Raw genomic sequence first — 22,497 nt, forward strand, 5'->3', positions numbered from 1 at the left:
CACGGTTTTGCCATTTGTGCCGCGAGGGATAGTTGGGTCTAATGAAGCGGCAAACCGGGTAGGAGCAGTGTCATGGCCGAAGGAACCGAACTCGTCGCGCGGATCGAAGAGCTTGGGGGACGGCTGGGCGAGGCGAAGGCGTCGATCAACCGCCGCTTCATCGGGCAGGAACGCGTCGTCGATCTGGTGCTGGCCTCCATGCTCTGTGGCGGGCATGCGTTGTTGGTGGGGCTTCCCGGCCTTGGCAAGACGCGGCTGGTGGACACGCTCTCGACGGTGATGGGCCTCAAGGGAAACCGCATCCAGTTCACGCCTGATCTGATGCCTGCGGACATCCTCGGTTCCGAGGTTCTGGAAACTGCGGCGGATGGCAGCCGTGCCTTCCGCTTCATCGAAGGCCCGGTCTTCTGCCAGTTGCTCATGGCGGACGAAATCAACCGCGCCTCCCCCCGCACCCAATCCGCCCTCCTGCAGGCGATGCAGGAACGCGAGGTGACCATCGCGGGTCAGCATCGCCCGCTGGGCCGCCCCTTCCACGTGCTCGCCACGCAGAACCCCATCGAACAGGAAGGCACCTATCCCCTGCCCGAGGCCCAGCTTGACCGCTTCCTCGTTCAGGTCGATGTCGAATACCCCACCCGCGCGACCGAGCGGGACATCCTCGTCGCGACCACGGGCGCGGAAGAGGCCGAGGCGCATCAGGTCTTCTCGGCGCAGGAACTGATCGAGGCGCAGGGCATCCTGCGGCGGATGCCGGTCGGCGATCAAGTGGTCGAGGCGATCCTTGATCTGGTGCGCGGCTGCCGCCCCGGCGAACCCGAAGGGCGCGATCTGGCCGACAGCCTGAGCTGGGGCCCGGGCCCGCGCGCGGCGCAGGCCCTGATGCTCACGGTGCGGGCGCGTGCCTTGCTGGACGGTCGCCTTGCCCCGTCCGTCTCCGACGTCGCGGCGATGGCGCGGCCTATCCTCACGCACCGCATGGCGCTGTCCTTCGCGGCGCGTGCGCGGGGGGAAAGCCTTGCGGGCATCATCGACCGCACCGCGCAGCGGACACTCGGTCTCGAGGCGGCGGCGTGACGCAGGAAGACCTCCGCACCAACCTTCGCGCCGAGGCCGAAAGCCTTGGTGCTTCCCTGCCGCCACTGCTGGCCGAGGCAGAGCTTCTGGCCTCCACCATCATGCTGGGCGAGCACGGGCGCAGGCGGGCAGGGCAGGGCGATGAATTCTGGCAATACCGCCCCACCCATAGCGGCGATTCCGCCCGGATGATCGACTGGCGCAGGTCCGCCCGGTCGGATGCGACCTATGTGCGAGAACGCGAATGGCAGGCGGCGCAATCGGTGACCATCTGGGTCGATCCGGCCCGGTCCATGGCCTTTTCGGGCGCCAAGGGCCGCGTCACCAAGGGCGACCGTGCGCGGCTCCTTGCCATGGCGATCGCCGTCCTCCTGCTGCGCGGTGGGGAACGCGTGGGCCTTGCGGGCCGGGACGTTCCCGCGCGGCCCGGTCGGGGGCAGTTGCTGCGCCTCCTGAACGGTCTTGCGGATGGCGGCGAGGATTACGGCGTTCCCGAGGCCGAGGGCATCGCAAGCCACGGGCGTGCGCTGTTCCTGTCGGATTTTATGGGCGACCTGACGGGGGCGGAGGCGGCGCTTGCCAAGGCATCGGATCGTGGCGCGCGCGGTGTGCTCTGCCACATCCTCGACCCGGCGGAAGAGGAATTCCCCTTCGACGGGCGAACGATCTTCGAAAGCATGGGCGGCACCCTCAGCCATGAAACGCTGCGGGCAGGCGACCTGCGCAGCCGCTATCTCGCGCGTCTGGCGGAACGCAAGGCGCGGCTTTCCGCGCTCGCGCGCGCGATGGGCTGGCACTATACCTGCCATCACACCGGCGAAACCGCGCAGCCTGCGCTGCTCTGGCTTTACCGCGCCTTGCAGGGGGGCCGCTGATGTTCATGGTTGGCCCCATCGGATTTGCCGCGCCATGGCTGCTCTGGGCGCTGGCGGCGCTGCCTCTGCTGTGGCTCCTGCTGCGTGCCGTGCCCCCTGCACCCATCCGCCGCCGCTTTCCCGGCGTGGCGCTGCTTCTGGGCCTGAAGGACGAGGATAACGAAACCGACCGCACGCCATGGTGGCTCCTCTTGCTGCGCATGGCGGCAGTCGCGGCGGCGATCATCGCCTTTGCCGGACCGATCCTGAACCCCCAGCAACGCGAGGCGGGAACGGGGCCTCTGCTCATTGTGCTCGACGGCGGATGGGCCGATGCGCGCGACTGGCCCCGGCGCGTCGACCGTGCCGTGGCGCTGGCAGAAGAGGCTGGTCGAGACGGGCGCACCGTTTCGGTCGTCCGTCTTACGGATGCCCCGTCCGAGGTCGTCTTCCAGACGGCGGATGTCTGGACCGGACGTCTTGCCGCCCTCGAACCGCAGGCATGGCTTCCGTACGACCTTCAGGAATGGGCCGCCATCCTGCCGGAAGGACCTTTCGAAACCTACTGGCTCTCGGACGGCGTCGATCACCCCGGCCGCGCAGCCCTGTTCGACGCGCTGGCGTCACGCGGCGGAGTCACCGTCTTCCAAAGCCCGCGCCCGATCCTCGCGCTGCATCCTGCGACCTTTTCCGATGGCGTCGTCACCCTGTCCGCCAGCCGCTTGCCCGCGGGCGAGGCGCTGGAAGTGGAAATCTCTGCCCGTGGCCCCGATCCCGCCGGGGTGGAGCGGGAACTGGCGCGCGGTCTGCTGGAGTTTCCCGCCGGTGCCGCGCAGGGCGAACTCGCCCTTTCCTTGCCGCCCGAGTTGCGCAACCGGATCACCCGGTTCGAGGTGGTAGGTCAACGCTCTGCCGGGGCCGTCAGCCTGACGGATGACAGTCTGAAACGCCGCAAGGTTGCGCTGATCGGCGGGCGCGATGACGCGGCCGAGGGCCTGCAACTGCTTTCGCCGACGCATTACCTGCGCCAAGCCCTCGAACCGGTGGCGGAACTGATCGACGGATCGCTCACCGATGTATTGCTCGCAAACCCCGATGTGATCGTCCTCGCCGACGTCGCGGTCCTCACGCAGGAGGAGACGGACGCCGTTCTTGGCTGGCTGGATGGCGGTGGTCTGCTTCTCCGTTTTGCCGGCCCGCAACTTGCCGCATCCGACGTGTCGCGGCTTTCGGAAGACCCGCTCCTGCCCGTGCGCCTGCGCGAGGGCGGGCGTACCGTAGGAGGCGCGATGAGTTGGGGCGAACCAAAGACCTTGGCGCCCTTCCCCGAGACCTCGCCCTTCCACGGCCTTTCCGTGCCCGAGGAAGTGTCGGTTACGGCGCAGGTCCTCGCGCAGCCCGATCCCGACCTTGCCGAACGCACGATTGCCGCCCTTGCCGACGGCACGCCGCTTGTCACGCGCAAACCCGTGGGGCAGGGGCAGGTTGTCCTCTTCCATGTCACAGCCAATGCGGAATGGTCATCCCTCCCGCTCTCCGGTATCTTCGTTCAGATGCTGGAGCGGCTTGCCGTCTCCACCCGCGCGGCGGTGCCAGGCGTTGCCGAACTGGAAGGGCAGGTCTGGTCGCCCGAGGTCCTGCTGAATGCCTATGGGCAAGAGGCGGAGGCGGGCGAATTGGCGGGCGTTGCGGGGGCTGATCTTGCATCCGCCATCGCCACAGGTCCGGGGCCCGCCTTGCCGCCGGGTCTCTATGCCGGGGCCGAGCGTCGGGTGGCGCTGAATGCGGTCTCGGCCGGGACAGAGATTTTACCCGCCGTCTGGCCCGCCGGAACCCCCATTGAGGGGATGGATGTCGTCCCTGAGCAGGCGCTGAAAGGCTGGTTCCTGTCGGCCGCCCTGATCGCGCTGATGGTGGACGTGCTTGCTTCGCTCTGGCTGTCCGGGCGTCTGGCAGGGATGGCGCGCGGCTCGGCGGCCGCCGTTCTGCTCGCCCTGATGCTTGCCGCGCCGCATGGCGCACGGGCGCAGGAGGCGACAGGCCCGGATGACGGTCTCGCACTCGAGGCAACGACGGCAGTCGTCCTTGGCCACGTCCTTACGGGCGATGCGCGGGTGGATCAGGTGGCAGAGGCCGGGTTGCGTGGACTTGGCGAAAGGTTGTGGGAACGCACCTCCATCGAACCCGAAGCCCCCATCGGCGTCGATATCGAACGCGACGAACTGGCGTTTTTTCCCTTCCTTTACTGGCCCGTGACGGCCGGTCAGACGCTTCCGTCGGCTACCGCCTATCGCAAGTTGAACGATTACCTCCGGACCGGCGGCATGATCCTGTTCGACACCCGCGATGCTGACGTGGCCGGGGCAGGTGGCAGCACGGCTGAGGGGCAGCATCTGCAACGGATCGCGGCAGGCCTGAACATCCCGCCACTGGAACCCGTCCCGCAGGACCATGTACTGACCCGCACCTTCTATCTGCTGCAGGATTTTCCCGGTCGCTATGGCGGCAGCCCGGTCTGGGTGGAGGCCGCCCCGCCAGATGCCGAACAGGTGGAGGGGATGCCTTTCCGCAACCTGAACGATGGCGTGACCCCGGTCGTAATTGGCGGGAACGACTGGGCCTCGGCTTGGGCTGTGGATGAGATGGGCGTGCCGATGTTTCCCGTGGGGCGCGGCTTCGCGGGCGAACGCCAGCGCGAGATGGCCAACCGCTTCGGTATCAACCTGATCATGCATGTGCTTACCGGGAACTACAAATCCGATCAGGTCCATGTTCCCGCCCTGCTGGAAAGGCTGGGGCAATGACGGCGAATGTGATCCTGTCTCCGCTGGTTCCCTGGCCGGTGCTTTGGGGCCTTGCGGCCTTTGCGCTGGTTCTCTTGTCCCTTGCCGTTTGGCGCGGGCTTTCGGGGTGGTGGCTGCGCGGGCTTACGGCGCTGGCGGTGCTTGCCGCGCTTGCCAACCCGTCCTTGCAGGAGGAAGAACGCGCGCCGCTGTCCGACATCTTCCTCGTGGTCGTCGATGAAAGCTCCAGCCAAGCCCTTGGCGACCGCGCTGCACAGATCCAAGAGGCCATTTCCGGACTCGAGGCTGAGGTGGCGGGTCGCGAGAACACCGAAATCCGTATCCGACGTTTTTCGGACGGGACCGAGGATGCCGGTTCGCTTGCCATGACCGCCCTCTCCGAGCTTCTGTCCGAGGAGCCCCGCGCCCGTGTGGCCGGTGCCGTGGTGATCACCGACGGGCAGGTGCATGACGTGGATCTCGCACCCAGTATGCCTGCGCCGCTGCACGTTTTGCTGACCGGTCGTGAAGATGACTGGGACCGCCGCCTCGTGGTCAAGAATGCGCCCGCCTTCGCGATCCTTGGCGAAGAGGTGATCCTGACCCTGCGGATCGAGGATCAGGGCGCGGCTCCGGAGGCGACGGAGGCCGATCTTACGATCACCGTCGACGATGGCGAACCGCAGACCTATCGCGTCCCCATCGGGCAGGATCTCGACCTTCCGGTGACCCTGCCGCATGGCGGCATGAACGTCCTGCAATTCTCCACGCCCCAGGCAGAGGGGGAGTTGACAGACCGCAACAATGCCGCCGTCGTGCAGATCAACGGCGTCCGGGATCGTCTGCGGGTCCTGCTGGTATCGGGCGAACCCCATGCCGGCGAAAGGGTCTGGCGCAACCTGTTGAAATCCGACGCTTCCGTCGACCTCGTGCATTTCACCATCCTGCGCCCGCCGGAAAAGCAGGATGGCATTCCGGTGACGGAACTTTCGCTGATCGCCTTCCCGACGCGCGAGCTTTTCGTCGAGAAGATCGAGGAATTCGACCTGATCATCTTCGACCGCTATCGCATGCGGGGCATCCTTCCGATGTCCTATCTGGAAAACGTCGCGAACTACGTGCGCAACGGGGGCACTGTCCTCGTGGCAGCAGGGCCGGAATTTGGCGCGGTGGATTCGCTGTGGCGGTCCCCCCTCTCTGAGGTGCTGCCCGTGGAGCCAACCTCGCGGGTGATCGAGGGCGGTTTCCGACCGGCGCTCACCGATCTCGGGCGGCGTCATCCCGTCACCGAGGGGCTGGAGGAGCTTGCGCCCGAAGGTGGCTGGGGCCGCTGGTTCCGCGTCATGGATGTAGTCCCGCGTGCCGGGCAGGTGGTGATGTCGGGGCCGGATGACAAGCCGCTTCTGGTATTGAACCGGGTGGAGGAGGGGCGCGTTGCCGTCCTCGCCTCTGATCATGCATGGCTTTGGGGGCGAGGGTATGAGGGGGGCGGCCCGCAGCTTGAACTGCTGCGCAGGCTGGCGCACTGGATGCTTAAGGAACCTGAGCTAGAGGAGGAGGCACTGACAGCCACTGCAAGTGGGCAGGTGCTGACCATCACGCGACGGTCCATCGCCGAGACGCCGCCGGGCGACCTGACGATCACTGGGCCGGACGGGGCGCAGGTCACGCTGGCGATGCCGCAGGTCGCGCCGGGCCGGTTCGTTCTGGAATGGGAGGCCCCGGTGATCGGGCTCTATCGCTTGGAACAGGGCGATCTGACCCGCGTGGTGGCGGTGGGCCCCTCTGCACCGCGCGAATTCGTCGAAACCATCGCGACGGCAGAGGTTCTGGCCCCTGTTGTCGGCCCAACCAACGGTGGCATCCTGCGGCTGGAGGACGGCCTGCCCGATCTGCGGTCAGTCCGCGAAGGGCGCCCGGCATCCGGGCGTGGCTGGATCGGCCTGACGCCGCGGGGTGCCTATGTGACCGAGGATGTGCAGGTCGCCCCCCTGATGCCCGGCTGGCTTTGGCTGGTGCTGGTGGCCGGGTTGGCCCTTGCCGCCTGGTTGATCGAGGGCCGGCGCAGCGGGCGGAGGCCTAGCGCCGCAACATGACATCGCGCGACTGGGACGCGAATTCGCGCCTCAGCAGCACTGTCGTCGAGGCGAGTGCCGCAAGCAGAAGGCCCACCGGCCCAAACAGCCAGCCAAGTGCCGCCAGCGCGAAGTAGATCGATCGCAGGCCCCGGTTGAAATTCTTGGCGGCTGTGATGTTGATCTCTGCCGCCTGAGCGGCGCGATGCTCCGCTTCGGGATGGGCCGGATCGTTCGGAACGGCGGCCATCAGGATCGCGCAATAGCCGAATAAGCGATGTGCCCAGACGAACTTGAGCAGCGCATTCGCGAGGAAGGCCAGCGACAGGATGATCTTCACCTCGACCTGCACGGTCGCGGGATCGATTGTCAGGTCTGCGGCAAGGCCCCGGAGACGCTCTGAATTGCCGATGAGCGCGACACCGCCGCCGATGGCGATCATGGAGGCCGAGGCGAAGAAGGCGGTCCCTTGACGCAGGCTGTCGATCAGCGTCGCGTCGAAGATTCTGGGCTGGCGGGTGATGAACTGTCGCATCCAGTCGCGCCGGTAGTCCTGCATGATGCGGCTGACCGAAAGCCGCCTTGCCGGAGGATGTTCGATGATCCAACCGGACCCGGCCCAGAGCAGGGCCACGGCAAATACGGCCAGAAGGTCGGGCGCTGTCAGAGCGCCGAAATGCAGCATCATGTCCATGCGGTGATGGTTATCATGTCGCCATGGGTTGTCACCCTGAAGAATTGGTTATATCTTCTTACCAATTGCATCATGGGGCGGGGCGAAGGGTGTCTAACATGGAAATGCCGGTTCCCGATCCTGCCATCCTTGCGAAACGGGATCGCATTCTTGCGCGTCTGGCCGCAGTCGTGCCGGAGGATTCCCTGATCTCAGACCCGGCGGAAACGCGCGCCTATGAATGCGATGCCCTGACCGCCTATCGTTGCCCGCCCCTTGCCGTCGTGCTGCCCCGTAGCACGGAAGAGGTTGCCCTCGTCCTGCGCGAATGCCATGCGCTGGGGGTGAAAGTCATCCCGCGCGGCGCGGGCACCTCGCTTGCGGGCGGGTCGCTGCCAACGCCCGATGCCGTGGTGATCGGGGTGGCACGTATGAATGCCGTGATCGAAACCGACTATGCCAACCGGTTCATCCGCGTTCAGACCGGCCGTACCAATCTTTCCGTGACGGGGGCCGTCGAGGCCGAGGGGTTCTTCTACGCCCCTGATCCATCCAGCCAACTGGCCTGCGCCATCGCGGGCAATATCGGGATGAATTCGGGCGGGGCGCATTGCCTAAAATACGGGGTGACGACCAACAACCTTCTGGGCGTGACTTTGGTCACCATGGAGGGTGAGGTCGTGCAGATTGGCGGTCCCTTCATGGATGCGGGCGGGCTGGACCTGCTAGGCGTGATCTGCGGCAGCGAGGGACAACTTGGAATCGTCACCGAGGCATGGTTGCGGATCCTGCCAAAGCCCGAAGGCGCGCGGCCGGTTCTCATGGGGTTTTCCTCGAACGAGGTGGCGGGGGCCTGTGTGTCTGACATCATCAAGGGCGGACTGCTGCCTGTCGCAATCGAATTCATGGACCGTCCCTGCATCGAGGCGACCGAGGCTTTTGCGAAGGCGGGATATCCGGATTGCGAGGCGCTGTTGATCGTCGAGGTGGAGGGCAGCCCAGCCGAGATCGACGAGCAACTGGCGCGGATCAAGGACATTGCGACGCGGCATGACCCGGTGGCTTATCGCGAGGCCGCCACCGAGGATGAGGCTAGGCGCATCTGGCTGGGGCGCAAGTCGGCCTTCGGGGCCATGGGCCAGATGGGAGACTACATCTGCCTTGACGGAACGATCCCTGTCTCGTCCCTCCCTTTCGTCCTGCGCCGCATCGGGGAATTGTCCGACCAGTATGGGCTGCGGGTGGCGAATGTCTTCCATGCCGGAGACGGGAACATGCACCCCCTGATCATCTTCAACGCCAACCAGCCGGGCGATCTGGATCGGGCCGAGGCCCTTGGCGCAGATATCCTGAAGCTTTGCGTCGAGGTCGGCGGATGCCTGACCGGTGAGCATGGTGTCGGGGTGGAGAAGCGCGACCTGATGTCGGTCCAGTTCTCGGATGAGGACATGGAGGCGCAGTTGCGGGTGAAGGATGTGTTCGATCCAAAGTGGCTGCTGAACCCTGCAAAGGTGTTCCCGCTTCATGTTACGGCCTCCCGGCGGGCGGCCTGAGGAATGCGGGGCGTGGAAATGATTTGTGCCAAGGCGACGGGGGTGGGGCAGTGACGCGTCCGGCCAGTGAAGACGAGCTCGCCCAGATCGTGCGAGAGGCGCGGGGGCCTTTCGTCCTTCGCGGTGGTGGCACCCGAACGATCGTCCGACCCGCATCCGGAGTGGTGTTGGAGACCGGCGGACTGTCCGGCATCACGCTTTATGAACCCGGTGCGCTGACCCTTGTGGCAAGGGCGGGAACGCCACTGCGCGAGGTCGAGGCTGCACTTGCGGCCGAGGGTCAGCGTTTGCCCTTCGAGCCGCCGGATCTGCGCGGCCTTCTTGGGCGCGGGGGCGAAAGCACCATCGGCGGAGTCGTCGCCGCGAATGCCAGCGGGCCGCGCCGCGTACAGGGCGGGGCCTGCCGGGACAGCCTTATCGGTGTGCGCTTCGTCGACGGGACTGGCACGGTGATCCGGAACGGGGGCCGCGTGATGAAGAATGTAACGGGGATCGACCTCGTGAAGCTGTTGGCCGGTTCGCATGGCACGCTGGGCGTGCTGACCGAGGTTTCCTTCAAGCTTCTGCCCTCGCCCGAAGTACAGGCGACGCTGCGGATCGAAGGGCTGTCGGACCGGGATGCCGTCGCCGCGATGTCGGCGGCGCTGGGATCGCCCTATGACGTGACTGGGGCGGCGCATCTGCCGGGGCAGGGGACTTTCCTGCGTCTGGAGGGGTTCGAGACATCCGTCCGCTACCGCCAGTGCGAGTTGGCACGCGTCCTGCGCCGGTTCGGGGATGTGGCAGATGGGGATGCCGGCATCTGGGGACAGGTCAGGGATGTGGCCCCGTTCCATGGCCTCGCAGGGGATGTCTGGATGATATCCACGCTGCCCTCCGCGGCGCCCGATCTGGTGGCAAGGGCAGGGGCGGCGGCTGCGATCTATGATTGGGGCGGCGGAAGGGTCTGGCTGCTGATGGAGCCGGGTACCGACCTTCGCCAAAGGGTGGGCGGCTTTCAGGGCCATGCCACGCGGATCCGGGGTGAGGGCGCCGTCCCCGCTTTCCATCCCGAACCGGCCCCGGTCGCTGCACTGACGGCGGGCCTTCGGGCCCGGTTCGATCCGCGCGGCCTGTTCAACCCCGGCCTAATGCGGGCGGCCTGACATGACTTTGGTCCTCATCGCCTATCCGCTTGCGATCTACCTCTCGCTCTGCCTTCTGCCGCGCGGCAGGGCCGGGGTCGGCATCCTTCTGGCCGGAGCGGCGCTCGCGCTTGTGTGGGTCACAAGCGACCCTGCCACGGATGATGGCTTTGCGCGGTTTCTGGTGCTGATCGGGGCGGTCCCGGTTGCCATGGCCGCGCTGGCCCAGTCGTTGCGCCGGATGATCCCCGATGTCTCGCCAAGCTGGATCTGGCCTGCCCTCGTGGCGGGGCTGGGACTTTCGGGCATCGCCCTGTTCTTCATGCTGCTGTGAGGGCAATCGATGCAGACCTTTTTCACCGAAGAGCAGTTGAAGGTTCCCGCGCTGGCACGGTCGAACGAGATCCTGCGGTCCTGCGTGCATTGCGGGTTCTGCACGGCGACCTGCCCGACATATCAAGTGCTGGGGGATGAACTGGACAGCCCGCGCGGGCGTATCTACCTGATTAAGGAGATGCTGGAGAGCGGGCGGCCCGCCGATCAACGCACGGTCCGCCATCTTGATCGCTGCCTCTCCTGCCTCTCCTGCATGACGACCTGCCCGAGTGGCGTGCATTACATGCATCTGATCGATCATGCCCGCGCCCATGTGGAGGCGACCTACAAGCGTCCCATCACGGACCGGGCGCTGCGCTTTGTGCTGGCCAAGGTCCTGCCCTATCCGATGCGGTTTCGCATCGCCATCGCCTTGGCAAAGGTTGGCCGCCCCTTTGCGCGACTGATCCCGGATGCACGGGTGCAGGCGATGCTGGACATGGTGCCAAAGCGGGTGCCGCCCGTATCAGGCAACGACGATCCGCAGTCATTCGCCGCGATCGGCGCGCCCAGGATGCGGGTCGCCTTGATGACGGGCTGCGCGCAGAAAGCTCTGAACACGGATATCAATGACTCGACCATCCGTTTGCTCCGCCGGTTGGGCTGCGAGGTGGTGGTGCCCGCCGGCATGGGATGCTGTGGCGCGCTGACCCATCACATGGGGCGCGAGGACGAGGCGCATGGGTTTGCCGCCGCCAACATCCGCGCCTTCATGGCAGAGGTGCGGGGGATGGGGCTGGACGCCATCGTCATCAACACTTCGGGTTGCGGGACGACGGTGAAGGATTACGGGCACATGTTCCGCAACGCAGCCCTTGCCGACGAGGCGCGGCAGGTCGCGGACTTGGCCTGCGACGTCTCGGAACTTCTGATGCAGATCGGCTTGCCGGAGGGCGCGGCGAAGGGGATGCGCGTGGCCTATCATGCCGCCTGTTCGCTGCAGCATGGCCAGCAGGTCAAGACTGCCCCGAAAGACCTTCTGAAGAGGGTCGGGTTCGAGGTCGTGGAACCCGCCGACAGCCATCTCTGCTGCGGATCGGCTGGAACCTACAACCTGTTGCAACCGGCCATTTCCAAGGAACTCAAATCGCGCAAGGTCCGCAGTCTGGAAGCGAAGTCGCCCGATGTCATCGCAGCGGGCAACATAGGCTGCATGATGCAGATCGGGTCAGGCACGCAGGTTCCGGTCGTGCATACGGTGGAATTGCTGGACTGGGCCTTGGGTGGGCCGCAGCCGAGAGCCCTGCAGCCAGAATGATCCTGCGGCAACTGGACGGAACGGGTCTGCCCTGTCACACTTCTGCCGGAAAAGCGGGTTAGTCCACCTGACCCCCTTACGGACGAAGAGAATGCGCCTGATTGCCTCCCTCCTCCTCATGCTCGCCGCGCCGGCATTTGCCGAAGCACCGACGATGCGGTCTTTGCAGACCGTACAGGAGGGCAAGGGCTGGGAGGCCGTGGGGCGCATCGAACTTGGGGATCGCGGCTTCTGCACCGGTGCGCTGATTGCCGACGATCTTGTGCTGACCGCCGCGCATTGCCTTTATGACAAGGAAACGGGGCAGCGCATCCGCAGCGAGGACCTGCGCTTTCTGGCAGGCTGGCGAAATGGCCGGGCCGAAGCCTATCGCAACGTTTCCAAGGCGCTTGCCCATCCCGGATACAGGTTCGACCTGACAGAGGCCTTGGGCAATGTCGGTGTCGATCTGGCCCTGCTGCGCCTTGATCAGCCGATCCGTCTGCCGCAGGTCGCGCCCTTCGCCACGGATTGGACGCCCCCGATCGGTGAAGAGGTGGGGATCGTCTCCTATGCCTTGGACCGGTCCGAAGCGCCGTCGCTGCAGGAAGTCTGCGAGATCATGGCACAGCGGACCAATCTCATGGTGCTGACCTGCACGGTGGAGTTCGGGGCCAGTGGCGCACCCGTCTTTGCCATGCGCGACGGTGAGGTGCGGATCGTATCAGTTGTGTCCGCCAAGGCGCAGGTCGAGGGCAAGGCTGTTTCCCTTGCCGTGCCCCTGATGGAGCCCCTTGCCGCGCTGCGGGCCGAAATGGAGGCCGGTGCCCCGCGTACCGCACCGGGATCGCGGATCCTGTCCGGCAGCGGCGGGGGCGGCGCGAAGTTCCTGAGGGTCGCTCCCTGACTCCGCGGCGGGCGTTGCGGGGGGCTTGAAACCCATCTCGCGATTACCCACGTTCAAGATGTGCCGGATGCCCCTGCGGGTTCGGCACCTCACCGCCCGTCCGTGATGGAGGGCACCCACATAGCATCGCTCGATGGAGGATGACCCAATGCGAACCCTTGATTTCGCCCCGCTTTACCGTGCGACCGTCGGTTTCGACCGTATCGCCGACCTGATGGACCGTGTGCTGACCAATGAGGTCGCGCAGCCCACCTACCCGCCCTACAACATCGAAAAGACCGCCGATGATGCCTATCGCATTTCGATCGCGGTGGCTGGCTTCGCACCGGAAGAACTTGGCGTGGAGGTCAAGGATGGCACCCTTCTGGTGACCGCGCGCAAGGCACCCGAGGCCGAGGGCAAGACGTATCTGCATCGTGGCATCGCCACCCGTGCTTTCGAGCGCCGCTTTGCGCTGGCCGATCATGTGCGTGTGACGGGGGCGACCCATGAACATGGGATGCTGCATGTCGATCTGGTCCGCGAAACGCCGGAGGCGTTGAAACCGCGCCGGATCGAGATTGCAAGCGCCGCCAGCGCTGCCGCCCCGATTCTTGAAGGGACTGCGGCGAAGGCCAACTGATCCGCCTGCCCCTGTCGGATCGGTCCTTGGGGTGCCCGCGCAGGGCGCCCCTTCCTCATTCCATCGGTTTGTCACGGAGGGTGCGGGTGCCCTTGGCATTGTTCGCCGTCGATGCGGGGCCGCAGTCCCGCGCCATGGCCCCGACAGTTCCGTGCCTCCGCCGCTTTTCTGCCCGCTTCGCCTGTCACTTTTCACGTCATGGTCGCAGAGAGTGATTGTTGGAGGGTGGGCTTGCGTGGCGTTCTGTTCTTGCTGGCTTTCCTTGCACAGCCGGCACTTGCCGGGGATGGCAATCTTCGCACGCTCGACACAGGCGTGGTTCCGGGGCGCTGGGCGGCGGTTGGGCGCATCGATCTTGGGTCAAGCGGGTTCTGCTCTGGCACTCTGATCGCCCCGGATGTGGTGCTGACGGCGGCGCATTGCCTTTATGACAAGGCGACAGGGAAGCCCTACCTTCCTTCGGACATCACCTTTCTGGCCGGATGGCGCGACGGCCGGGCCGAGGCCACCCGCGATGCCGCGATGATCTTGCCCCATCCCGGCTATCGGCCCGATCTTCCAGAGGGCAGCGAGGCGCAGATGAACCAGACCGGCAACGACCTTGGCCTGATCAAGCTGTCGCAGCCGATCCTCTTGCCTTCGATCAGCCCCGCGGCGACCGGCTCTTTTCCGCAGGGCGGTGACCGGGTCGAGATCGTGTCCTATGCGAGGAACCGGTCAGAAGCCGCCTCGATGCAGGATGCCTGTTCCGTGCTGGGCACCGAGGGCCGGATTGCCGTGCTGGATTGCCCGGTGGATTTCGGCGCATCCGGTGCCCCTGTGTTCCGCGACACAGCCTATGGGTCCGAAGTGGTGTCGGTCATTTCCGCCAAGGCCGAGCTGCGTGGCAAACCCGTCGCCATCACTGCCCCCGTCGAAGGCATTCTGGACGACCTGTTGGCCCAGCTCGACCGCGACTGGAGAGCGGCGGCACCGGGGGCGAGGATCCTTTCGGGCGGGCGCAGCGGCATGGGCGCGGGTGGGGCCAAGTTCGTCAAGATCGGTGAGAGCCCCTGATCCGGCGGCCTATGTCCATCGGATCGGTCGACGGGGCGCCCGCACGGGGCGCCCCTTCGTCTGTCAGTAGATCAGGCTGTCATAGACGGTATAGGCGCCTGAGGCGCTGTCGATCCGGGCGTTCAGGCCACGATCTGCCGCATAGGCGCTTACGGCGCGGAAGGTGGCGGGGCCGAAGGTGCCGTCGATTGCGCCACCATAGTATCCCATGCGTGCGAGCTGCCGCTGGATTGCCCGACGCTCGGTCGGGCTATAGCTTTTGAAGGCTTGCGAGGCGGCCGAGGTCGAAATGCCGCTCTGCACGGCGGGCGGAGCGAAATAGGCGGGTTCGCGGGTCGGCGGGACATAGTATTGCGGCTGCTGCGTATAGCGCGGGGCCTGCTGATAGCGGGGCTGGGCCTGCGCGCGCTGGTTCATGCTCTGGATCACCGTTCCCACGATGACGGTGGCGGCGACGCCCTTCAGGAAATCGCGTTCCCGCTGGCCTGCTTGCACCGGCGCTGCGGCGGTTGCGGCGAGAGCGAGGGCTGCGATGGCGGCGGTGGTCGCGGTCCGGATGTTCGGCAGCATGGTCATCTGTCCTTTCGCTGGTGCCGGCCCATTGGGGCGCGGCGGGTTCCGATCTTCGGCAGGTTGCCTTGGGACGGATGTGGCGAAAGGGGCGATGCTAGGCAAAAGCGCGGGTTTGTTATCGGATATCAGAGTTCGAAATCGGCATGGGCGGTTGGCTGCCCGGTTTCATTCGCAGCGCCCGTATCGGTTGCGCCGGGTTTGTGCGCCTCGGCCCGCTTCAGCCAGGATTTCAGCCATTGGACGCGCCGGATGGCCTGTTGCCGCGCAACGGCGTCCGTCTGTGTCCGCGGCTTTGCGGCGATGGCATCTGCGAGGCGGTAGAGTTCCGTCGCGATGGCAATCCGGTCCGGATCGGACAGGTTGAGCTTGCATCCCGCCACCGCAGAAGCGGCGGCGCTTCGGATGGCGACGGAGTATTTTTGTGCCGGATCTATTGGCATGGATCGTCTTTCGAATTCAGGGGACGCGCGCCGATAAGCCCTGTTCGGCGAAATGGCAAGCGAAAGCTTTTGACAATGTCGATCACATTTACTTAACAAAGCGTCATGGCACGCAGCTACACCCTCTCTGACGACGCACGCGCCGGACGCGAAGCAAGGAAGACAGCCACCAAGGAGGCACTGCTGGAAGCGGCGCGCCTGCTTGCCGGAAGACGGGGGATCGGTGGACTTTCGGTGACAGAGGTCGCGCGCTTGGCCGGTGTCTCGCACAGCCTGATCAACACCTATTTTCACGGCAAGGCAGGTCTCATCGCCGAATTGGTGAAGGAGCGGAACCTGCGCCGTATGGCCGAATCCTCTGCCATCGCGGCAGGGGAGGGGAAGGCTGCAGAGCGGTTGCGGGGTATCCTTGAAGGCTGGGCGCGGTTCGATCTGGCCGATCCCGCCCTGTTGCGCGTGCTGCGGGCCTATAGCTGGGAATGGTCGGATCTGGCCGAGGCGGGGCATCTGCGAGATCGGGCGGAGTTGATGGCGCCAGTTGCGCGGGTGCTGGCCGATGGCCGCGTGGAGGGCGCGTTCCGTGCGGATGTGGCTGATGCCGATGCGCTGGCAGCGATCTGGGCGATCTATACCATCGGGATGCGTGGTGCGGTCTTTTCCGCGCCAATCCCCACCCCGGAAAAAGCGATAGCCGCGATCTGGGGTCAGATCGCGGCCATCGTCATGGCGGTAATGCCGGATGCCCCGTCGGGGCCTGCCGCCTAGACGCTGAGGCAGATGTATTTCATCTCCAGATAGTCCTCCATCCCGTGCCGCGAGCCTTCGCGGCCGAGGCCGGATTGCTTGACCCCGCCGAAGGGGGCGACTTCGGTCGAGATGAGGCCGGTGTTCACGCCGACCATGCCGTATTCCAGCGCCTCTTGCACACGCGTGATGCGGCCGATGTCGCGGGCGTAGAAATAGGAGGCGAGGCCGAAGATCGTGGCGTTGGCCAGCGCAATCACCTCTTCCTCGGTTTCGAACTTGAAGAGCGGGGCGAGCGGGCCGAAGGTTTCCTCGTTGGTGACCAGCATGTCGGTGGTGACGCCCGTCATGATGGTGGGTTCGAAGAAGGACCCGCCGAGCGCGTGACGCTTGCCGCCGGTTTCGATCTTGGCGCCTTTGGTCAGCGCGTCGGAGATGTGTTCCTCGACCTTCGCCACCGCCTTGTCGTTGATCAGCGGGCCGAAGGTCACGTCTTCGGTCAGGCCGTCGCCGACCTTGGTCTTCGCCACGGCTTCCGCCAGTTTCTTGGCGAAGGCGTCATAGACGCCCGCCTGCACATAGATGCGGTTGGCGCAGACGCAGGTCTGGCCGTTGTTGCGGAACTTGGACACCATCGCGCCCGCGACGGCGGCGTCGAGATCGGCGTCGTCGAAGACGATGAAGGGGGCGTTGCCGCCCAGTTCCATCGAGCATTTCATCACCTGATCCGCCGCCTGACGCAGCAGGATGCGGCCCACTTCGGTGGAACCTGTGAAGGTCAGTTTCCGCACGGCGTGGTTTTCACAGAATTCCTTGCCGATGTCGGAGGAGCGGATGGAGGTGATGACGGAGAAGATGCCGGCGGGCAGGCCGGCGCGTTCGCCCAGCACGGCCATGGCGAGGGCCGAGAGCGGGGTTTCGGCGGCGGGGCGGGCGACGAAGCCGCAGCCTGCGGCGAGCGCGGGGCCGACCTTGCGGGCGATCATGGCGTTGGGGAAGTTCCAGGGCGTGATGGAGCCCACGACGCCGATGGGCTGCTTGATCACCGTGATGCGCTTGTCGCGCTGGTGGCCGGGGATGGTTTCGCCGTAGACGCGCTTGGCCTCTTCGGCGAACCATTCGATGAACGACGCGCCGTAGGCCACTTCGCCCTTCGCCTCGGCCAGCGGTTTGCCCATTTCGGCGGTGAGGATTTTGCCAAGGTCATCGACATTGGCCATCATCAGGTCGAACCATTTCCGCAGGATCGCGGCGCGTTCCTTGCCCGTCCGCGCAGCCCAGTCCTTCATCGCCACTTCTGCGGCGGCAATGGCGCGGGCGGTTTCGGCGCGGCCCAGATTCGGAAGGTGGCAGATCACGTCGCCGCGGGCGGGGTTCGTCACCGGAAAGGTGGTGCCGTCGTCGGCGTCGATCCATTGGCCTGCGACATAGGCCTTGGTGACCAGAAGCGACGGGTCTTTCAGCAGCGACGCGAGATTGGTGACGGAATCGAGCATGTGGGCCTCCGGGAAAACGGGTTAATGATGGATGCATCCGCAAGGGGGGGATTGTCCAGTTCCGGCAGGGCAGATTTCATCGGCGGCGCGACAATTTTGATCAAATCGGCAGGTATGGATGGCGAAGGGTCGGGAATGGCGGTCGGAGACGGACCGCGCCTATGCGAACGGGGCCTTCATCGCGAGGGCGGAGGGCTATCCGCCCAAGTGGGAGGCGGCTGCGGCGGGGTTCCGTGAGTCACTTGGGGCGCGGGCACGGCTGGGGCTGGCCTATGGCGGGGCGGAGCGGCAGCGGTTCGACCTGTTCCTGCCCGAGGGGGTGGCGCGGGGGCTGCTGATTTTCGTGCATGGCGGCTATTGGATGGCCTTTGGCCGCGAGACATGGTCGCATCTGGCGGCGGGCGCGGTGGCGCGGGGATGGGCCTGCGCGATGCCGTCCTATACGCTGGCGCCTGCGGCACGGATCGCGGGGATCACGGCGGAGGTGGCGCGGGCCTGCGCGGTGGCGGCGGAGGCGGTGCCGGGGGTGCCTGTCGTAGTGACGGGGCATTCGGCGGGGGGGCATCTGTCGGCGCGCATGGGTTGTGCAGATCAGGCGGTGCCGGGACTGCGGCGGGTGGTGCCGGTTTCGCCACTGGCGGAGCTGGCGCCGCTGATGGAGACGGAAATGCAGGACGCGCTGCGTCTGGATGGGCCGGAATGCGCAATGGAAAGTCCGGCGCGGCTGGCCCGGGCGTCAGGTGTGGAGTGCCATGTCTGGGTGGGGGGGCAGGAGCGACCAGCCTTCCTTTGGCAGGCGCGGCATTTGTCCGAGGAATGGGACTGCCCGTGGACGGTCGATCCGGGGCGGCATCATTTCGACGTGATCGATGGTTTGACTGATCCCGGATCAGCGCTGATGCGGGCCTGTCTGGGTGGCTTGGACTAGTGCCGCCGCCCCCGCCAGCGATCAGTTCGCGGCGTGCATCCGTTCGATATAGGCGCGCATCTCCTCTGCCTCGTGCCTTGCGTCGCGCAGGCCCTCCATCGCGGCGCGCAATTCCGCCTCGGTCTGGGATATCTGGTTGAGAAGTTCGGCCTCGCGTTCCTCGAGGTAGATCAGCGCCTGTTCGCGTGCCTCTTCCGCCTCGTGCAGGGAGCGGGCGAGGTTGTCCAGTTCCGCCATGTCGCCGCCTGCGACACGGGTGAAGCGATGCAGCAGCCAATAGGCGAACCAGCCAAGCGCGAAGGCCAGCAGAAGGATGATGGCGGTGGCGGTGATGAATTCCTGGCGGTTCATGGCCCTGCGTCTGCGGCTTGTGTCTGCGAGATACGATCAGTCGTTATTCGCGGGACGGGGCAGCGGACGCAAGGTCTTTTCCTGTGGCGCGATGGAGGGGCTGGTATCAGCCGAGAAGTCGGGTGAACCGTCGGGAAGCCGGGGTAGGGGCGTGGTTGCCGCCTGCGCCTGTTGGGTTTCTGTCGTGGTTTCGGTGGCTGCGGCTGCCCTGATCAGGGTGAATTCGATGCGGCGATTGGCCTCGCGCCCTTCTTCGTCGCCATTGTCGGCAATGGGCTTTTCCTCGCCGTAACCCACTGCCTTCATCGTGGAGACGTCCACGCCCCTTTCGCGCAGGGCAACCAGAACGGCCTTTGCGCGATCTTCCGACAGGGTCTGGTTGTTGCGCGAGGTGCCTTGCGAATCGGTGTGGCCCGCCACCTCGATCGGGGTGCCGGGGCATTGCTTGATAACTGTCGCCAACGCGTCGACAAGGCTGCCGGAGGCTTCGGAAATGTCGTCTGAGCCGGGGTCGAAGGTGATCTTGTCCTTATCCAGAAGGGCCGCGATGCTCGCCACGCAGGCCGCTCCGTCGGAGGGCGCCGAGGGGGCGGCAAGCACGGTGGTTGACGCGGCCGGTGCATCTGCAGAGGGCGCGGCATCGGTGGCTGTCTCGGTTGCGACGGGGGCGGTGCCTGCTGCATTGGCGGTTTCGACCGGCGCGCCGATAAGGGCGAATTCGATGCGGCGGTTCGCCTCGCGCCCTTCCTCGGTGCCGTTGTCGGCGATGGGGCGTTCCTCGCCATAGCCCTTGGCGCGCATCAGCGAGACGTCGACGCGGCGACCCTGCAGGGCGACCAGAACAGCCTCGGCCCGTGCCTGCGACAAGGCGCGGTTGCCCTCTTCGGAGCCTTGGGCGTCGGTATGGCCGGAAATCTCTATCGCCAAGGCGGGGCAGCCTTCCTGACCTTCGGCCAGACGGTTCATCAACTGCCCGGTTGCGGCGTCGATCTCGGCGGAACCCGGCGGGAAGGTGATCTTCTGCTGCGCCACCATTGACTTGAGGTTGGCGAGGCATTCCTCGGGAGTGGGGATGGAGGCGAGGGGATCCAGCGCCTCGTCATAGCGGACGGAGACCTTGAAGGTCTGGCCCTGACCGAGTTTGCCCGAGAGGATCTGGCTGATGCGGTCGCGTGCGGTCAACGATCCGGTGACGCCCGAGATTTCGACCGTGTCTTCGCGCACCAAGAGCGCGCCCTCGGCGAGTTCGCCAAGCGCCTCGATGCCAGCAAGCACCCGGACGGGCCAGCCATCGGGAAGTTCGGGGTCAAGGCGGGTGGCGTTGTAGACCTTGCCCACCCCGAATTCGAGCTTTGCGATGCTGTCGACGGCCTCACGCTGAACGTCGTCGGTGACCCGGCCGCGCAGTTCCACGCGACCATCGGCAGAGAGTGCCGCGGTGAATTCCGCCGGGCCTGCCCCTGCGGCGCTTGCCGCTTTGGGCAGGGTGGCGGCCAGCGAGAAAGCCTGCGGGAGCGCGGCCTTCAATTCGCCCACGGCGCGGTCGAAGGCAGCCTGCGGCGTGCCTTCTGCAGCGACCAGCGAGATGTCGGCGTCAGAGAAGGTGATCGTGCCCTGACCCATGGCGGCGATGGCCTTGATCCCGGCCTCGGCGGCCTCGGCCCAGCGGGGGCTGGGCACGCCAAGGCCCACGGTGCAGGCACCCTTGCCCTCCATCCCGGCAGCGACGGCGGCGGCGAGGATGCGGTTGCGCGCGGCCTCGTTATCGGCAGAGCAGGCGTCGAAGCGGGCGCCTTCGGCATCTTTCACGAAGCGCAGCGTGAAGGGCGTCAGCACCGGGCGGGGCGCGGAAATGTCGATCATCACGGCAAGGCCTTCGGGGCGCTGCCGGGCGAGTTCGGATTCGAGGTTGCGCTTCTCTGTCTCGCTCGTGGCGATGGCTTTGATTTCCACCCCCTCGGCCGAGACGGAAATCTTGGAGCGGGGCAGCAATTTGAGGGCGGAAAGGCCGAAGGCGAAGGCGGGCTCCCAGCTTTCGGGGGGCGCATAGGTCGCGGTTTCGAGCATGTCGGTGATCGGGATGCTGCCCGCCAGTTCTGCGGCGGCCGTGGCGAGGGTCGCCTCATCCTCGCCATCGGGAAGGAGGCCGATGAGTTGGATTCCGTCGTCGTTGCGCAGCATTTCCACGGAAAAACGGGGGGCTTCGATCTGGTTGACGGGCGTCACCTCGAGTTCGTCGCGCACGCGGCCGCTGTCGATGACGGTGCCTGCGATGCTGACGGCGCGGAAGCGGGCGGCCTCGTTCGGGGCGGTTCCCGTCAGGGTGACAAGCATCCCGTCTGCGGCGGGTTTCACCCATGTGATGCCTTCATTCGCCAGCGCCCAGTTCACCGCCTTGAGCGAGCGGCGTTCGATCACGGCGGCAGCGGCAAGGGCGATGCCGATGGCGGCAAGGCCTGCGAGGGAGAAGGCGATCAGCGCAAGCAAGCCCTGCGGGAGGCGCAGACGGCGCAGGTCTGCCGGGCGCAGGGATTTGGGCAGGCGCAGGTTGGGAAGGCGCATCGGGCAGCTTTCGTTCTGGCAGTGCTGGGCGGCGGAAGAAGGGATTCTTCGCGCACGCCATGTGCTTACGGCCCCGGTGGGCGGGGATCAATCAAACCAGTGCCGCAGCGGCAAGAAACAGCGCAGGGATCAGGCCCGCATCGCGGTTGGAGCGGAAGACGGCAAGGCAGGCGGCGGGATCGTCGATATCCACGCGGCGCATCTGCCAGAGCATGTGTGCGCCCATTCCCCATGCCCCCATGAGGGCCACGAGGAGCGGCAGGGGAGAGGCGAGCGGCAGCAGGGCCACGACGGAGGCGGCGGCCATCAGGAGGACGGTGACGACAAGGAAGGCCGCCAGCCACTTGCCGGTGTTCTGCCCGAAGAGGCGGGCGGTGGAGCGGACGCCGATCAGGGCGTCATCCTCCTTGTCTTGATGGGCGTAGATCGTGTCGTAGAACAGCGTCCAGACGAAGCCTGCGGCATAGAGGAGGATAGGGGCTAGGGTCAGGCTGCCGGAATGCGCCGCCCAGAGCAGCAGCGCGCCCCAGTTGAAGGCGAGGCCGAGGAAGGCCTGCGGCCACCATGTGAAGCGCTTGGCGAAGGGGTAGATCGCGACGAGGGCGAGGGAGCCCACGCCGAGGGCGATGGCGAGGGGGTGGTAGGTGAAGAGGATGCAGGCCGCGATGAGAGCTTGCGCCACCATCCAGAAAACCGCCTGTTTCACAGTGACTTGGCCCGACGGGATGGGGCGCGAGCGGGTGCGGGCGACGGCGGCATCGAAGTCGCGGTCGGTGATGTCGTTCCATGTGCAGCCCGCGCCGCGCATGAGGAAGGCCCCGATGGCGGATGAGGCGACGAGCCAGAGGTCGAGCCACGTGAAACCGCCGGTGGAGGCGGCGGCAAGGGCGACGGCCCAGAGGCAGGGGATCAGCAGGAGCCATGTACCAATGGGCCTGTCTGCCCGCGACAGGCGCAGGTAGGGGCGGGTGGCGGCGGGGGCGAGCGTGTCGACCCAATTGCCGCGCGGGGCATCGGCGACGGTGCCGGCCTCTGGAATTACGGGCGGTTGGGTCATAGGGTGCGGG

At 66.1% G+C, this 22,497-nt stretch carries 20 protein-coding genes; 13 read left to right on the forward strand and 7 right to left on the reverse strand.

The features are described from left to right. The first annotated feature begins 72 nt into the window (after positions 1-72). The 4 genes from TabM4_RS03245 to TabM4_RS03260 are packed head-to-tail and all read left to right on the forward strand — an operon-like array spanning position 73 to position 6,810. Positions 73-1,077: an AAA family ATPase gene (locus TabM4_RS03245; protein ID WP_434618341.1), complete on the forward strand. Its 1,005-nt coding sequence runs from the start codon at positions 73-75 to the stop codon at positions 1,075-1,077. Beyond that, positions 1,074-1,952, forward strand: coding sequence for a DUF58 domain-containing protein (locus tag TabM4_RS03250; RefSeq protein WP_434618344.1), 879 nt, complete (start codon positions 1,074-1,076; stop codon positions 1,950-1,952). Before TabM4_RS03245 ends, TabM4_RS03250 begins: the two co-directional genes overlap by 4 nt. Beyond that, positions 1,952-4,735 carry a DUF4159 domain-containing protein gene (locus TabM4_RS03255; protein WP_434618347.1) on the forward strand — a complete coding sequence of 928 codons (2,784 nt, stop codon included), beginning with the start codon at positions 1,952-1,954 and terminating at the stop codon, positions 4,733-4,735. Before TabM4_RS03250 ends, TabM4_RS03255 begins: the two co-directional genes overlap by 1 nt. Further along, a complete protein-coding gene (locus tag TabM4_RS03260) occupies positions 4,732-6,810 on the forward strand; it encodes a hypothetical protein (protein ID WP_434618350.1) in 2,079 nt (692 codons plus the stop codon). The genes TabM4_RS03255 and TabM4_RS03260 overlap by 4 nt, the downstream gene beginning before the upstream one ends. On the opposite strand, the gene TabM4_RS03265 is transcribed toward TabM4_RS03260, so the two are convergent. Further along, complete coding sequence (locus TabM4_RS03265) at positions 6,794-7,477, reverse strand: DUF599 domain-containing protein (RefSeq protein ID WP_434621911.1); 684 nt, start codon at positions 7,475-7,477, stop codon at positions 6,794-6,796. The two genes, TabM4_RS03260 and TabM4_RS03265, sit on opposite strands and share 17 nt — an antisense overlap. Positions 7,478-7,581: 104 nt before the next feature. Between TabM4_RS03265 and TabM4_RS03270 the strand changes: the two genes are divergently transcribed. The 7 genes from TabM4_RS03270 to TabM4_RS03300 all read left to right on the forward strand — a co-directional run bounded on the left by TabM4_RS03270 (position 7,582) and on the right by TabM4_RS03300 (position 14,336). Continuing rightward, positions 7,582-9,015 (forward strand): FAD-linked oxidase C-terminal domain-containing protein, encoded by a 1,434-nt coding sequence (locus tag TabM4_RS03270; RefSeq protein ID WP_434618353.1) that lies wholly within the window; start codon positions 7,582-7,584, stop codon positions 9,013-9,015. Positions 9,016-9,065: 50 nt separating this feature from the next. Further along, entirely contained in the window at positions 9,066-10,160 is a 1,095-nt protein-coding gene (locus TabM4_RS03275; RefSeq protein ID WP_434618356.1) for an FAD-binding protein, read from the forward strand. A gap of 1 nt (position 10,161) precedes the next feature. Continuing rightward, complete coding sequence (locus tag TabM4_RS03280; RefSeq protein ID WP_434618359.1) at positions 10,162-10,473, forward strand: hypothetical protein; 312 nt, start codon at positions 10,162-10,164, stop codon at positions 10,471-10,473. Positions 10,474-10,482: 9 nt separating this feature from the next. Then, entirely contained in the window at positions 10,483-11,772 is a 1,290-nt protein-coding gene (glcF, locus tag TabM4_RS03285) for a glycolate oxidase subunit GlcF (protein ID WP_434618362.1), read from the forward strand. 91 nt (positions 11,773-11,863) lie between these two features. Next, complete coding sequence (locus TabM4_RS03290; RefSeq protein WP_434618365.1) at positions 11,864-12,658, forward strand: trypsin-like serine peptidase; 795 nt, start codon at positions 11,864-11,866, stop codon at positions 12,656-12,658. A gap of 148 nt (positions 12,659-12,806) precedes the next feature. Further along, positions 12,807-13,280 carry an Hsp20 family protein gene (locus tag TabM4_RS03295; RefSeq protein ID WP_434618368.1) on the forward strand — a complete coding sequence of 158 codons (474 nt, stop codon included), beginning with the start codon at positions 12,807-12,809 and terminating at the stop codon, positions 13,278-13,280. A gap of 231 nt (positions 13,281-13,511) precedes the next feature. Further along, entirely contained in the window at positions 13,512-14,336 is an 825-nt protein-coding gene (locus TabM4_RS03300) for a trypsin-like serine peptidase (protein WP_434618371.1), read from the forward strand. Positions 14,337-14,399: 63 nt separating this feature from the next. Here the strand turns inward: TabM4_RS03300 and TabM4_RS03305 are convergent, their stop codons facing one another. Both TabM4_RS03305 and TabM4_RS03310 read right to left on the reverse strand, forming a co-directional pair. Then, entirely contained in the window at positions 14,400-14,906 is a 507-nt protein-coding gene (locus TabM4_RS03305) for a peptidoglycan-binding domain-containing protein (RefSeq protein ID WP_434618374.1), read from the reverse strand. 128 nt (positions 14,907-15,034) lie between these two features. Further along, a complete protein-coding gene (locus tag TabM4_RS03310; RefSeq protein ID WP_434618377.1) occupies positions 15,035-15,349 on the reverse strand; it encodes a hypothetical protein in 315 nt (104 codons plus the stop codon). A gap of 105 nt (positions 15,350-15,454) precedes the next feature. Here TabM4_RS03310 and TabM4_RS03315 point away from each other — a divergent pair, with 105 nt between their 5' ends. Beyond that, positions 15,455-16,114, forward strand: coding sequence for a TetR/AcrR family transcriptional regulator (locus tag TabM4_RS03315; protein ID WP_434618380.1), 660 nt, complete (start codon positions 15,455-15,457; stop codon positions 16,112-16,114). Here TabM4_RS03315 and TabM4_RS03320 read toward each other — a convergent pair. Next, the gene (locus TabM4_RS03320) at positions 16,111-17,589 is read right to left on the reverse strand and encodes an NAD-dependent succinate-semialdehyde dehydrogenase (protein ID WP_434618383.1); all 1,479 of its coding nucleotides are present in this window, start codon (positions 17,587-17,589) and stop codon (positions 16,111-16,113) included. The two genes, TabM4_RS03315 and TabM4_RS03320, sit on opposite strands and share 4 nt — an antisense overlap. Positions 17,590-17,707: 118 nt before the next feature. On the opposite strand from TabM4_RS03320, the gene TabM4_RS03325 reads away from it, so the two are divergent. After that, positions 17,708-18,517, forward strand: a complete 810-nt coding sequence (locus tag TabM4_RS03325) for an alpha/beta hydrolase (protein ID WP_434618385.1) — start codon at positions 17,708-17,710, stop codon at positions 18,515-18,517. Positions 18,518-18,538: 21 nt separating this feature from the next. Here TabM4_RS03325 and TabM4_RS03330 read toward each other — a convergent pair whose 3' ends face one another. The 3 genes from TabM4_RS03330 to ubiA all read right to left on the reverse strand — a co-directional run bounded on the left by TabM4_RS03330 (position 18,539) and on the right by ubiA (position 22,487). Next, a complete protein-coding gene (locus TabM4_RS03330; protein ID WP_434618388.1) occupies positions 18,539-18,868 on the reverse strand; it encodes a hypothetical protein in 330 nt (109 codons plus the stop codon). 36 nt (positions 18,869-18,904) lie between these two features. Then, the gene (locus TabM4_RS03335) at positions 18,905-21,430 is read right to left on the reverse strand and encodes an OmpA family protein (RefSeq protein ID WP_434618391.1); all 2,526 of its coding nucleotides are present in this window, start codon (positions 21,428-21,430) and stop codon (positions 18,905-18,907) included. A gap of 91 nt (positions 21,431-21,521) precedes the next feature. Continuing rightward, positions 21,522-22,487: a 4-hydroxybenzoate octaprenyltransferase gene (gene ubiA, locus TabM4_RS03340; protein ID WP_434618394.1), complete on the reverse strand. Its 966-nt coding sequence runs from the start codon at positions 22,485-22,487 to the stop codon at positions 21,522-21,524. Between the last annotated feature and the right edge of the window lie 10 nt (positions 22,488-22,497).

The organism is Tabrizicola sp. M-4 (assembly GCF_051132405.1).
In the GTDB taxonomy this organism is placed as follows: Bacteria; Pseudomonadota; Alphaproteobacteria; order Rhodobacterales; family Rhodobacteraceae; genus Paragemmobacter.